We start from the raw sequence: 13,077 nt of genomic DNA, 5'->3' as shown, positions 1-13,077 counted from the left end.
GGCGGCGCCGGCCGTGACGCACTCGTAGAGAGCGGTCTCGGTGATCGCGTCGATCGCCGCCGTCGTGACCCCGCGTTCGACGAGCGCATCCAGGACGTAGTTGCCGACCGGCGTCGACAGGAGCGAGTCGATCGTCACGAGGTCGATGGTTTCACTCGGAAGATCCACGACGCCGACGCAAACGCGGTCTCAGCGCGAAGCCGATCGGCTTCCGGAATGTGCCAGTAGGCGAAGACAACGGCATACGACGCGTCGGCGGCGAGCGGCACGTCATCGATACGGACTTCCGATCCAGCGTGCACGAATGCGCACTCGGGCCTGGAGAACCCGTCGCATTCGAAGGTCAGCACAGACTTGCCGGTTGGCTCACCATTCTCATCGATCTCGCGATACGCCTCGATCAGCACATGATCGGGCGCGATTGTCGTCGCGAAGACCACCGAGACGGCGGCGCGATTTGTCGAGAAGGTCTCCGACGGCCACGGCACGGGGGTGAGCGGTCGCATGACGACCGCGTGGCGCATGATCGGCCAGTCCGCGACATAGCGCACGCCCGGTGTTCGGTGTTCGCCGCTTGCGAGGAGGGTTGCGGGCGGCGCGTCGGGGACTCCGATCTCGCGACGAAGTGGCACCGCCCGGCCTCGCGTCGAATCGCGGCCGCATGCTGCACATGCGATCGCCGCGACGATGACGACGTACAGCATCTGTGCTCGCATCAGAGGCCGCACGGGTTGTTGACGTGATTGCTCTCGGTGCTCGCGTAGTACGTGTGCTCGTCGACGTCGATGACGGAACCGCTGCCTGTCACCTTCATGCTCGAGTGTCGGCATGTGACGTTCGCCGAGATCGATTGGTACCGCTTCCAATAGACCGTCTCGTTGGGCCTGGTGCCGACCCGGTCCCAACCCCACCAGCGCCCTTCCCACAGCTGCGCGACCTGCGAGATCTTCGGCACGAAGATCCGGCATTGCGTTTTCACTTCGCCGGCGATCCAGCCGAAGTGCTCCGATCGATGTGGGTTGTTGGCCTTCTGGTAGCAACCGCTCGGGCTGACGGCCGCGGTTCCCCGTGCCGCAGCACGGGGGGAGTAGTGCGTCGTGGTCGCGGCGGCGACGGGTGCGGCCAGCGCGACCACGACCGTGAGGGCGGCGAGAGGGAGGACGACGAGGCGACGCATGAGGTTCCTTCCATGGAGGCATCTCAGATCATCTGAGATTGTCTGAAAGCACGTTAGAACCCGTTGTCCGGTTTGTGCAATTCGAGTCGGGCTCGGCGCACGGGTCCCCCGGGGCGAAGGGGGTCGCACCGGTACGATTGGCGCGTGACCACCGCCCCCGGCCCGGACGTGGCGCGCCGCTTCTACGTCGAGACGCTCGGGTGCCCGAAGAATGTGGTCGACTCCGACCGGATCGTCGCGTCGCTCGTCGCCGACGGCCTCGTGGCCACGGGCGATCCGTCCGAGGCCGACCTCGTCGTCGTCAACACCTGCGCGTTCATCGAGCCGGCGCGTGAGGAGTCGATCGAGACGATTCTCGGGCTCGCGGCCGCACGCAAAGAAGGCGCGCGTCTCGTCGCGACCGGGTGCCTCGCGGAGCGCTCGGGCGCGGAGCTCGCGGACGCGCTGCCCGAGCTCGACGCGGTCGTCGGGTTCGCGGGGGAGACCACGATCGCGAGTGCGGCCGGTTTCGCGCCCGTGACGTTCCGCACGCGGCCGACCGGGGTGCGCGATCTGCTCGAGCTGCCGCGCGCGGTGCCCGACGCGCCGTGGGCCTACGTGAAGATCGCCGAGGGCTGCGATCGCGCGTGCGCGTTCTGCGCGATTCCGTCGTTCCGCGGCAAGCAACGCTCGCGCCGACCGGACGCGATCGAAGCCGAAGTCGCCGACCTCGTCGCGCGCGGTGTGAGTGAAGTCGTGCTCGTCGCGCAGGATCTCGCTTGGTACGGGCGCGACGTCGACGAGCCCGGCGCGCTGGCGCCGTTGCTGCGGCGTCTCGATCGTCTCGCGACCGACGGGCTCGCGCGCGTCCGCTTGCTCTACCTGTATCCGTCGGAAGTGCGCGACCCGCTCGTCGAGACGATGCTCGAGCTGCCGACGGTCGTCCCGTACTTCGACCTGTCGCTGCAGCATGCGTCCGCCGGACTGCTGCGCGGGATGAAGCGATGGGGTAGCGGTGACCGCTTTCTCGAGATCATCGAGCGCATCCGGACCGACGAGCCGGCCGCCGCGTTCCGATCCTCGTTCATCGTCGGTTTTCCCGGTGAAACCGAGCGCGATCACGACGAGCTGCTCGCCTTCCTCGACGCTGCCGCGCTCGACTGGGCCGGCTTCTTCGCCTTCTCGCGCGAGGAAGGAACGGCCGCCGCGAGCCTGACCGGCGCGCCGGCCGACGACGTCGTCCGCGAGCGATTGCGCGAGCTCGCCGAGGTGCAGGAGCCGATCACCGCCGGCGCCCGTGCGGCGCTCGTCGACACGCGCGTCGACGTGCTCATCGACGGCTTCGAGGACGGCGAGGCGATCGGTCGTACCTATCGCGAAGCGCCCGAGATCGACGGCGTCGTCCGGCTCGACGCGGAATGGGCGCGGCCGGGCGCGATCGTCGAAGCAGTCGTCACCGGGTCCGAAGGGCCCGACCTCGAGGCGCGACCGCTCGCGGTCGTCGAGGTCGCGTGATGGACGCATCGGTGCCGACCGCGCGCACGCGCCGGTTCGACCAGACCGCGCTCGCGACGCCCGCGAACTTCCTCACGATCGCGCGCATCCTCGTCGGCGTGCCGACGCTGTTGTTGGTCGCGAAGGACGGCTCGTCGTGGTTGGCGGTCGCGCTGTGGTTCGTCATCACGTCGACCGACAGCCTCGACGGCTTCCTCGCGCGGCGCGACGGCGCGACCCGCTCGGGCGCGTTCCTCGATCCCGTCGCCGACAAGCTGCTCGTCATCGGTGGCTTCGCGGTGCTCGCCGCGCGCAGCGACATCGCGTGGTGGCCGGCGGCCGTCGTCGCGGGGCGCGAGGTGTTCGTGTCGACGTACCGCGTGCTCGCGGGGCGCCGTGGCATCTCGCTTCCGGCGCGTTCACTCGGCAAATACAAGGCGTTCTTCCAGTACCTCGCGGTCGGCGCGGTGCTCTTGCCGTGGACCGCGAACGATGTCGGGCTGCAGGAGACGGTGATCGGGCTCGTGGTCGCGTTCACGGTCGTCTCCGCGATCGACATCGTCCATCACGGCTGGCACGACTGGCAGCGAGTGGATCAGTAGTGCGGTGTGAAGTCTTGGCGGTCGGGACCGAGCTGCTGCTCGGACAGATCGTCGACACCAACAGTGCGTGGATCGGCGAGCAGCTCGCGGCGTCGGGCATCGACTCGTACGAGCACCGCGTCATCGGCGACAACCAGGCGCGCATCGTCGCCGCGATGCACGACCTGCTCTCGCGGTCGGACGCGCTGATCATCTGCGGCGGCCTCGGTCCGACCCAGGACGACCTCACGCGCGACGCGATCGCGGAAGTGATGGGTGTCGAGCTGCGCCGGCGCGAGGAGCTCGTCGACGTCATCGCGTCGATGTTCTCGAGTCGCGCGCGCGACATGCCGCAGAACAACCTGCGCCAGGCCGACGTGCCCGAGGGCGGCGACGCGATCCCGAACCCGATCGGTACCGCGCCAGGGCTGCAGTGCCCGCTCGGCGACAAGATGGTCTACGCGGTGCCGGGCGTTCCGTACGAGATGCAGCTGATGATCAGCGAGCGCGTGATTCCCGATCTGCTCGCACGCGCCGGCGAGCATTCGGCGATCGTGTCGCGATCGTTGAAGACGTGGGGCGCGTCGGAGTCGGGACTCGCGGAGATGATCGCCCATCGCGTCGACGCGCAGACGAACCCGACGATTGCGTTCCTCGCGCGCGGCATCGAAGGGCTCGTCGTGCGCATCACCGCGAAGGCCGCGACGGAGGCCGACGCGCGTGCGCTCGTCGAGAACGAAGAAGTCGAGCTGCGCAAGATCCTCGGTGATCTCGTGTTCGGCGTCGACGAGGAGACGATGGAGCACGCGGTGCTCGCGCGCGTGCATGCTCGGGGCTGGACGCTCGGTGTCGCGGAATCGGTGACCGCGGGATTGATCGGCGCGCGCATCGCGAACGTGCCGGGCGCGAGCGAGACGTTCCGCGGGACGATCGGTGCCTACGCGACCGACGTCAAACGCTCGGTGCTCGGTGTCACCGCGGAGCTCGTCGTGAGCGACGAGTCGGCGCTGCAGATGGCCGAGGGCGCGCGACGCGTGCTCGGCGCCGACGTAGGTATCGCGGTCACGGGGGTCGCCGGTCCGACCGAGCAGGATGCGCAACCGGTCGGCACGGTGTGCCTCGGCATGGTGTTCCCCGAGGGCGAGCCGTTCGCGGTGACGATCCGACTTCCGGGCGATCGCGAGCGCATCCGTCAGTTCGCGACGATCTCGCTGCTCAACCTCGTCCGCCAGCGCCTCGACGCGCTGCCCTGACGCTGCTCGTCGGTCCGGTGGTACTGCGTTCGCGCGTCATGACGCGATTGCGCAGTACCACGGTCACGGGCTGAACCGGCGGTGGCACGCGCCTTCGTCGCCGTCGTGCCGCCGCGTGAGGTGCTCGACGCGGTCGGGAAGGTGTCGTGGCGCGCGATGCACCGGCCGCGGGAGCTCGCGCTGCCGCGCTTGATGTCGCCGCGCTGGACGACGCGGGATCAGTGGCACCTCACGCTGCAGTTCCTCGGGACACGAGTCGACCTCGACGAGGCCGCCGCTTTACTGCGCGGCGTGCGCGCCGAACCGCCGACGATGCGGCTCGGCGGGCTCGGCGGCTTCCCGTCGGCGAAGCGCGCGAACGTGCTGTGGGTCGGCGCGGTCGAGGGTGCGCGCGAGCTCCGTGTACTCGCGGCGTCGGTCGCGGACGTGATGACGCCGCTCGCAGGTGATCCCGACGCGCTGCCGTTCCACCCTCATCTCACCGTCGCGCGCCTCGGACGTCACGCCGACCTGCGCGACGCGATCGGCGCGACGCGCCGACCCGACCCGGTCGGTCCGCGCTGGACCGTCGACCGCGTCGTGCTGTTCGAGAGCGTCACCGCGTCGACCGGTGCGCAGTACCGCGAGCACGCCGACGTGCCCCTGCGCCCGCCGGCGCCCGAGGGTCCTTGAACCGAACGCGTGTTCGTTCTACGCTCGACCCCGTCGAGCCGGGATAACTGTCTCACCCCCTCTTTAGGGTCAGCGCCACAGCTTTCCCCGCCACCAGTTGCTCAACACGCCGGGAACGGCGAGGAGGAAAACGGAAGTGGAGCAGAACCAGGAACGCGACAAGGCCCTCGAGATGGCGCTGGCCCAGATCGACAAGCAGTTCGGCAAGGGCTCGATCATGCGGCTCGGGGAGCACGGCAACGTCGGCGTCGCCGCGATCTCGACCGGTGCCCTCTCGCTCGACATCGCCCTCGGCATCGGCGGGCTGCCGCGCGGCCGGGTCGTCGAGATCTTCGGTCCCGAGTCCTCCGGCAAGTCGACCCTCGCCATGCACGTCGTGGCCGAGGCGCAGCGCAACGGCGGCGTGTGCGCGTACATCGACGCCGAGCACGCGATGGACCCGGTCTACGCCTCGGCGATCGGCGTCAACGTCGACGACCTGCTGATCAGCCAGCCCGACACGGGGGAGCAGGGCCTCGAGATCGCCGACATGCTGATCCGCTCGGGTGCGCTCGATGTGCTCGTGATCGACTCGGTTGCCGCGCTCGTGCCCCGCGCCGAGATCGAGGGCGAGATGGGCGACACGCACGTCGGCCTCCAGGCCCGGCTCATGAGCCAGGCGCTGCGCAAGCTCACGGGCAACCTCAGCCGCTCGGGCACGATCTGCATCTTCATCAACCAGCTTCGGGAGAAGATCGGCGTCATGTTCGGCTCGCCGGAGACGACACCGGGCGGTCGTGCGCTGAAGTTCTATTCGTCGGTGCGGCTCGACATCCGTCGCGTCGAGTCGATCAAGGACGGTCCCGAGGTCGTCGGCAACCGGGCGCGCGTGAAGGTCGTGAAGAACAAGACCGCGCCGCCGTTCCGTCAGGCCGAGTTCGACATCATGTACGGCAAGGGCATCAGCCGCGAGGGCTCGATCATCGACGTGGGTGTCGACCTGGGCATCGTGAAGAAGTCGGGTGCCTGGTTCACGTACGAAGGTGAGCAGCTCGGTCAGGGCCGGGAGAAGGCGAAGCAGTTCCTCGCCGACAACCTCGACATGATGGTGGAGATCAGCGAGAAGATCCGCCTCAGCGTCGTGCCCCCCGAGCCCGAGGTCGATGTCACCGAGGGCGCCGTGCTCGAAGACGACGAGGCGGCCGAGCTCGACGCCTGAGCCGGCACGGCACGGGGTTGTAGGGCGAAATGGCCTCGGGCGCGCGATCGTGCCTCCGGCCCGCCTCTGGGTGGGGTCGGGATCGTGCGCCGCGAGCAACCGCTGACCGTGCGGCGCGGGGCCGCTCCTACACTGACGCGCCGTGACGGCGACCTCGCAGCCTCGGCGGTACTTCATCCGTACGTACGGCTGCCAGATGAACGAGCACGACTCCGAACGCATCGCGGGAGTGCTCGCCGCCGACGGCATGGAGGCCGCGGCGACCATTGAGGACGCCGACGTCATCGTCCTCAACACGTGCTGTATCCGGGAGAATGCCGACCAGAAGTTGTACGGCCATCTCGGCGCGCTGAAGCCGTTGAAGGATCAGCGGCCCGAGCTTCAGATCGCGGTCGGTGGCTGCCTCGCGCAGAAGGACCGGGAGGCGATCGCGGCGCGGGCGGCTCACGTCGACGTCGTGTTCGGCACGCACAACCTCGCGCACGCGCCCGCGCTGCTCGCACGCGCGCGGCGCGAGGGGCCGGTCGTCGAGATCCTCGAGGAGCACGACGCGTATCCGTCGGCGCTGCCGGCGCGGCGCGAGAGCCCGCACTCGGCGTGGGTGACGATCCAGATCGGGTGCGACAACTCGTGTGCCTTCTGCATCGTGCCGCAGGTGCGGGGTCGGGAGGTGAGCCGCCGGCTCGGCGACGTCGTCGCCGAGGTCGAGGCGTTGGCGGCCGACGGCGTGCGCGAGATCACGGTGCTCGGCCAGAACGTCAACTCCTACGGCCGCGACCTCGGCGCGGGCCAGTACGCGCCCCGCTTCGCGGACCTGCTCGAGGCGCTCGACGCGGTCGACGGCATCGAGCGCATCCGCTTCACCTCGCCGCACCCGAAGGATCTGCGCCCGGAGACGATCGCGGTGATGGCCGAGCGCCCGTCGGTGTGCGAGCACCTCCACCTGCCGCTCCAGTCCGGCAGCGACCGAACGCTTGCGCGTATGCACCGCGGCTACACGGCCACCCGCTACCTCGAACGTCTCGCGTCCGCCCGCGCAACGATCCCTGATCTCGCGGTGACGACCGACATCATCGTCGGCTTTCCGGGCGAGACCGACGCCGACTTCGAGGCGACTCTCGCGGTCGCCGACGCGGCCGCGTACGACTCCGCGTACACGTTCATCTTCTCGCCGCGCTCCGGCACCGAGGCCGCGGAGATGGTCGACGACTTCGTCGCCGCCGACGTCATCCAGGCGCGCATGGAACGACTCGTCGATGTGGTCGAGCGGCACGCGCTCGCGAAGCACGAGGCGCGGGTCGGACGGACGGAGGGCGTGCTCGTCGACGGGCCGTCGAAGCGCGACCCGAATGTGCTGTCCGGGCGCACGCGTCAGAACAAGCTCGTGCACTTCGCGCCCGAACGGGGCGTGGGCGCCGGTGATCTCGTCGACGTCGAGATCACCAGCGCCGCGCCGCACTTCCTGCGGGCACGCGTCGTCTCGGACCCGCAACCGGGGCGGGCGCCGCACACGGTGAGCGCCGAGACGCGCAAGCTCATCCCCGTGTCGGCGGAGTGACGACGCTGCCGCGCGAGCCGCATCTCGCGATCGTCGGACCGACGGCATCGGGCAAGTCGGCGCTCGCACTCGCCGTGGCGTGCGAGCGGGACGACGTCGAGATCGTCTCGCTCGACTCGATGCAGGTATACCGGGGCATGAACATCGGTACCGCCAAGCCGCGCGCCGAGGAGCGCGCGGCGGTGCCGCACCATCTGATCGACGTCGCCGATCCGTCGGAGGACTGGTCGGTGCGCCGCACGCAAACGCAGGTGCGCGACGCGCTCGACGGGATCGAGGCGCGCGGGAACCGTGCGCTGCTCGTCGGCGGCACCGGCCTCTACGTGCACGCGGTCGTCGACGACCTCGCGATCCCCGGCGACGATCCCGGTCGGCGCGCCGAGCTCGAGGCGCAGACCGCGACCCCGGACGGACTCGTCGCCGCCTACCGAGACCTCACCGCGAACGATCCCGCCGCGGCCGCGCGCATCGAACCGAACAACCGGCGTCGCATCGTGCGCGCGCTCGAGGTGATCGCGGCGACCGGGCGCCCGTTCTCCTCGTTCGGCCCCGGCGTCGACCAGTTCGGCGAGCCCCAGCTGCCGGTTCGTCTCGTCGGGATCTGGCTGCCGCGCGCCGAGCTGGCGCGCCGCATCGCGCAGCGGGTCGACACGATGTTCGCGAGCGGACTCGTCGACGAGGTGCGCGCGCTCGAAGCCTCGCCCGCCGGTATGTCGCGCGGTGCGATGCAGGCCATCGGCTATCGCGAGGTCTTCGACCTCCTGCACGGTGAGATCGCGACCGAACGAGAGGCCGCGAACCAGATCGCGCACCGCACCCGTCGGTTCGCGCGCCGCCAGCGCATGTGGTTCCGCCGCGACCCGCGCATCACCTGGCTCGGATGCGACCGCGAGCCCGAGCGCCTCGCGCCGGCGGTCCGCGCGCTCTGGGATCGCAGGCCGGCCCGGATCGCCGCATGACCGTCGTCAAGCTCGCGAAGCTCCACGCGACCGGGAACGACTTCCTCGTGCACCAGGCGTCGACCCCACTCGGCTCCCGGATCGGCGCCGCGCTCTGCGACCGGCACCGCGGCATCGGCGCCGACGGCCTCATCACGCTCGGTCCCGGTCGCAACGGCGCCGACTGCTCGATGACGCTCCACAACGCCGACGGGGGCGAAGCCGAGTTGAGCGGTAACGGGCTGCGCTGTCTCGCCTACGTTGCCGCTCGCTCCGGTCTCGGAACGCACGACACGCTCGTCGTGGAAACGGCCGCGGGACGGCGCGTGATCCACCTCGAGCGCGACCCACACGGTCGGGTGACCGATGCCGATGTCGACATGGGCGCGGTCACCTTCGACCCGCGCGCGATCGGACTCGCGACCGACAAGGCACAGGATCTCGAAGCGACGTTCCACGGCGTGACCTACCGCGGCGACGCGGTCGGCGCGGGCAACCCACACTTCGTGCTCTTCGTCGACGATCCCGACGATGCGCGCGTCGCGCAGCACGGTCCGCGCCTCGAACGCGACGACCGCTTCCCGAACCGCACGAACGTCGAGTTCGTCAGGGTCGACACGCGCGATCGGATCCGCATGCGGGTCTGGGAACGCGGAGCGGGGGAGACGTTGTCGTGCGGCACCGGCGCGTGCGCGGCCGCGGCGGCGGCGCACCGGCGCGGCCTCGTCGACGACGACGTCACGGTTGTCGTCCCCGGCGGCGAGCTGCGACTTCGCATCGGCGAGACGGTGTCGCTCGCCGGGCCCGTCACCCACGTCTTCGACGTCGAGATCGACCTCGACGCGCTGGCGACCGCGTGAGCCGTCGCCCGTCGTCGGCGCCGCGCTCGCAGCCCGCGGGGCGAGGACGCCGGCGCCTCACCGCAACCGAGATCGACCTCAGCGTCGTCCGCCAGCGCGCGCTGCTCGTCGGCACCGGCTTCGGCATGGGTTCGCTCGACGAAGCGGAGGAGTCGCTGCTCGAGCTGTCGTTGCTCACCGAGACCGCAGGCGCGGAGCCCGTGCACGTCACGTTGCAGCGCCGGCCGACACCCGATCCCGCGACGTACGTCGGCAAGGGCAAGGCGCAGGAGCTGCGCGAGATCAGCGAGGCGCTCGACGTCGACGTCGTCGTGTTCGACGACGAGCTCACGCCCGCGCAGCAGCGCAACCTCGAGCAGCTGTTCGAACGCGACGTCGTCGATCGCGTCGCGCTCATCCTCGACATCTTCGCCCAGCACGCGACGAGCCAGGAAGGCATGCTGCAGGTCGAGCTCGCGCAGCTGCGCTATCGCCTGCCGCGCCTGCGCGGCCGTGGCACCCAGCTGAGTCAGCAGGGCGCGGGCATCGGCACGCGTGGTCCCGGCGAGACGCAGCTCGAGGTCGACCGTCGTCGCATCCTGCGCCGGGTGCAGCAGCTCGAACGCGACCTCAAGGCGCTCACGAAGACGCGTGAGACGCAACGCAAGGCGCGCCTGCGCAACGGCCTCGCGCGCATCGCGCTCGTCGGCTACACGAACGCGGGCAAGTCGACGTTGTTGAACCGGCTCACGCACTCCGACGCGCTCGTCGAGAACCAACTCTTCTCGACGCTCGATCCCACGACTCGTCGACTGCGCCTCGCGGGCGGCGAGACCGTGCTCGTCTCCGACACCGTCGGGTTCGTGCAACGCCTGCCGCACCAACTGGTCGAAGCGTTCCGCTCGACGCTCGAAGAGGTCGTCGACGCCGATCTCCTGCTCCAGGTGATCGACGCGAGCCGTCCCGACGTCGACGCGCGGATCAGTGCGGTGCGCGCGGTGCTCGTGGAGATCGGCGCGCACGATCGTCCGGAGCTGATCGTGTGGAACAAGTGCGACCTCGCGTCACCCGACGACGTGAACGCGCTGTTGCACGGCACGCGCGGCTCGGTCGCGGTGTCGGGCGCGACGGGTAAGGGCGTCGACGAGCTGCGCGACGCGATCGCGGACCGACTGCGGTCGCTCGACCGACTCGTCGAGCTCGTCATTCCGTACGACCGTGGTGACGTGCTCGCGGCGCTCCATCGCGACGGTGAAGTCGTCGTCGAAGTGCACGCCGACGAGGGCACCCGCGTGCGGGCCCGACTGCCCGATCCGGTGCTGGAGCGCTTCCGCGGCTTCGTCACCACCTGAGCCGTCGGGGCGGGCGCGCAAGCTCGCCCGCCGGTTCCGGTCGGATCGGTCGCGGTCGGAGGGTCGCAGATAGGCTCGGCCGCGATGGCGACCGTCGTGCCGTTCGTGCCGCCGCCGTACCCCTACGAGCGTCTCGACGCGCTCAAGCAGATCGCCGACACGCTGCCCGGCGGCGTCGTCGACTGCTCGATCGGCACGCCCTGCGATCCGGTGCCGGATCTCGTCGCGAGCGCGGCGGCCGACGCCGCGCGCGTATCGATGGGCTACCCGCCGTCGGCGGGCACGCCCGCGCTGCACGAAGCCGCGGCTGCGTGGATGGCGCGCCGCCTCGGTGTCGACGTCGCGCCCGACGATCTCGCCGCGTGCATCGGTACGAAGGAGATGGTCGTCTCCCTGCCGCACCTCCTCGCGCTGCGGCGGCCCGACCGTGACACGGTGCTGTATCCCGCGGTCGCGTACCCGTCGTACGAGATGGGCGCGACGCTCGCCGGTCGCCGCGCGGTACCGGTCGCGCTCGACGCCGACTGGCACCTCGATCTCGACGCGATCGACCCCGACGACGCCGCCCGCGCGCTCGTGCTCTGGATCAACGAGCCCGGCAACCCGTCGTCGTCGGCGGCCGACGTCGCGTACCTCGAGTGTGTCGCCGAATGGGGGCGCGCGCACGACGTCGTGATCGCGAGCGACGAGTGTTACGTCGAGTTCGCGCCGCCGCGCGCCACGATCCTGCGCACGGGCTTCGATCATGTGCTCGCGGTGCACAGCCTCTCGAAGCGCTCGAACCTCGCGGGCATGCGTGTGGGCTTCTTCGCCGGCGATCCCGAGCTCGTGCACTACCTCGTCGAGACGCGCAAGCACGCGGGCTTCATGGTGCCGACTCCGGCGCAGGCGGCCGCGGTCGCCGCGCTCGGCGACGACGAGCACGTCGAGGTGCAGCGCGAGCGCTACCGCGCCCGTCGCGACCTCGTCGTCGAACGCCTCGCCGACGTCGGCCTGAAGCATGCGGGCGGACCGATGCTCTTCTATCTCTGGTTGCGCGACGAGTCGGGTGCCGACGGCTGGGCGGTCGCCGACCGCCTCGCGCGCGCCGGTCTGCTCGTGTCGCCCGGCGATCTCTACGGTGACGCGGGCGCGCCGTACGCGCGGCTCGCGCTCGTGCAACCGCGCGAGCGCTTGGAGCCCGCGCTCGATCGACTCGCGAAAGGCGGAGGATGAGCGACCCGACCCTGCAGGCGACGATCACGAAGCTCTGGGAGGCGGGCGCCGACTTCGAGTCGGTGCTGTCGCGCGCGGAGGCCTACGACGCGGTGCACACCGCGATGTCGATGCTCGACCGGGGCGAGGCGCGCGTCGCCGAGGTGATCGACGGCGACGTCGTCGTGTACGAGTGGGCGAAGCAGGCGGTGCTCATGTGGTTCCGCGTGCGCGACCTCGAGACGATCGAAGCGGGCCCCTTCGAGTACGTCGACCGGTTGCCGCTCAAGCACGGCTTCCGTGATGCGGGAGTGCGCGCGGTACCCGGTTCGCAGGCGCGCTTCGGCAGCTATCTCGGCAGCGGCGTCGTGCTCATGCCGTCGTACGTGAACGTCGGTGCGTACGTCGACGACGGCACGATGGTCGACACGTGGGCGACGGTCGGATCGTGCGCGCAGATTGGCAAGCGCGTGCACCTCGCCGGCGGGGTCGGCATCGGTGGCGTGCTCGAGCCGCCGCAGGCGAAGCCGGTCGTGATCGAGGACGACGTGTTCATCGGCTCGCGCTGCATGATCGTCGGCGGGGCGCGCGTGCGGAAGGGCGCGGCGCTCGGCGCGGGCGTGATCCTCACCGCGAGCATCCCGGTGATCGACGCGCAGACCGGCGAGGAGATCTCGCGCGGCGATGTTCCCGAGCGCGCGGTCGCGGTGCAGGCGACCCGTCCGCGCGAGTTTCCGGGCGGCACGTTCGGCCTGTCGTGCGTGCTCGTGCTGCGCTATCTCCCCGAAGGCGAGGGGCACGAGGACCTGCAGCTGAACGACGTGCTGCGGGAGCACGGCATC

At 70.4% G+C, this 13,077-nt stretch carries 13 protein-coding genes; 11 read left to right on the top strand and 2 right to left on the bottom strand.

What is annotated here, in order from left to right:
• Window positions 1–134 precede the first annotated feature (134 nt).
• Both VH914_21060 and VH914_21055 read right to left on the bottom strand, forming a co-directional pair.
• Window positions 135–704 (bottom strand): hypothetical protein, encoded by a 570-nt coding sequence (locus VH914_21060; protein HEX4493707.1) that lies wholly within the window; start codon window positions 702–704, stop codon window positions 135–137.
• An 11-nt stretch (window positions 705–715) separates the two neighbouring features.
• Complete coding sequence (locus tag VH914_21055; protein HEX4493706.1) at window positions 716–1,177, bottom strand: hypothetical protein; 462 nt, start codon at window positions 1,175–1,177, stop codon at window positions 716–718.
• Window positions 1,178–1,321: 144 nt separating this feature from the next.
• Here VH914_21055 and rimO point away from each other — a divergent pair, with 144 nt between their 5' ends.
• From rimO to VH914_21000, 11 genes are all read left to right on the top strand, one after another.
• The gene (gene rimO, locus VH914_21050) at window positions 1,322–2,671 is read left to right on the top strand and encodes a 30S ribosomal protein S12 methylthiotransferase RimO (GenBank protein ID HEX4493705.1); all 1,350 of its coding nucleotides are present in this window, start codon (window positions 1,322–1,324) and stop codon (window positions 2,669–2,671) included.
• Window positions 2,671–3,252, top strand: coding sequence for a CDP-alcohol phosphatidyltransferase family protein (locus VH914_21045; protein HEX4493704.1), 582 nt, complete (start codon window positions 2,671–2,673; stop codon window positions 3,250–3,252). Before rimO ends, VH914_21045 begins: the two co-directional genes overlap by 1 nt.
• A 14-nt stretch (window positions 3,253–3,266) precedes the next feature.
• The gene (locus VH914_21040) at window positions 3,267–4,484 is read left to right on the top strand and encodes a competence/damage-inducible protein A (GenBank protein HEX4493703.1); all 1,218 of its coding nucleotides are present in this window, start codon (window positions 3,267–3,269) and stop codon (window positions 4,482–4,484) included.
• Between the two features lie 81 nt (window positions 4,485–4,565).
• Complete coding sequence (thpR, locus tag VH914_21035) at window positions 4,566–5,156, top strand: RNA 2',3'-cyclic phosphodiesterase (GenBank protein ID HEX4493702.1); 591 nt, start codon at window positions 4,566–4,568, stop codon at window positions 5,154–5,156.
• Window positions 5,157–5,292: 136 nt separating this feature from the next.
• The gene (gene recA / locus VH914_21030; GenBank protein HEX4493701.1) at window positions 5,293–6,354 is read left to right on the top strand and encodes a recombinase RecA; all 1,062 of its coding nucleotides are present in this window, start codon (window positions 5,293–5,295) and stop codon (window positions 6,352–6,354) included.
• Window positions 6,355–6,496: 142 nt separating this feature from the next.
• A complete protein-coding gene (miaB, locus tag VH914_21025) occupies window positions 6,497–7,912 on the top strand; it encodes a tRNA (N6-isopentenyl adenosine(37)-C2)-methylthiotransferase MiaB (protein HEX4493700.1) in 1,416 nt (471 codons plus the stop codon).
• On the top strand, window positions 7,909–8,871 hold the full coding sequence (gene miaA, locus VH914_21020) for a tRNA (adenosine(37)-N6)-dimethylallyltransferase MiaA (GenBank protein ID HEX4493699.1): 963 nt from the start codon (window positions 7,909–7,911) through the stop codon (window positions 8,869–8,871). The genes miaB and miaA overlap by 4 nt, the downstream gene beginning before the upstream one ends.
• Complete coding sequence (dapF, locus tag VH914_21015) at window positions 8,868–9,710, top strand: diaminopimelate epimerase (GenBank protein HEX4493698.1); 843 nt, start codon at window positions 8,868–8,870, stop codon at window positions 9,708–9,710. Before miaA ends, dapF begins: the two co-directional genes overlap by 4 nt.
• Complete coding sequence (hflX, locus tag VH914_21010) at window positions 9,707–11,041, top strand: GTPase HflX (GenBank protein HEX4493697.1); 1,335 nt, start codon at window positions 9,707–9,709, stop codon at window positions 11,039–11,041. Before dapF ends, hflX begins: the two co-directional genes overlap by 4 nt.
• Before the next feature lie 84 nt (window positions 11,042–11,125).
• Entirely contained in the window at window positions 11,126–12,256 is a 1,131-nt protein-coding gene (locus tag VH914_21005) for an aminotransferase class I/II-fold pyridoxal phosphate-dependent enzyme (GenBank protein HEX4493696.1), read from the top strand.
• Window positions 12,253–13,077, top strand: an 825-nt coding sequence (locus VH914_21000) for a 2,3,4,5-tetrahydropyridine-2,6-dicarboxylate N-succinyltransferase (protein ID HEX4493695.1), incomplete at its 3' end; no start/stop codon positions are given. The genes VH914_21005 and VH914_21000, both read left to right, overlap by 4 nt.

Source organism: Acidimicrobiia bacterium (assembly GCA_036271555.1).
In the GTDB taxonomy this organism is placed as follows: domain Bacteria; phylum Actinomycetota; class Acidimicrobiia; order IMCC26256; family PALSA-610; genus DATBAK01.
This window is presented reverse-complemented; position numbering and strand designations above follow the sequence as displayed.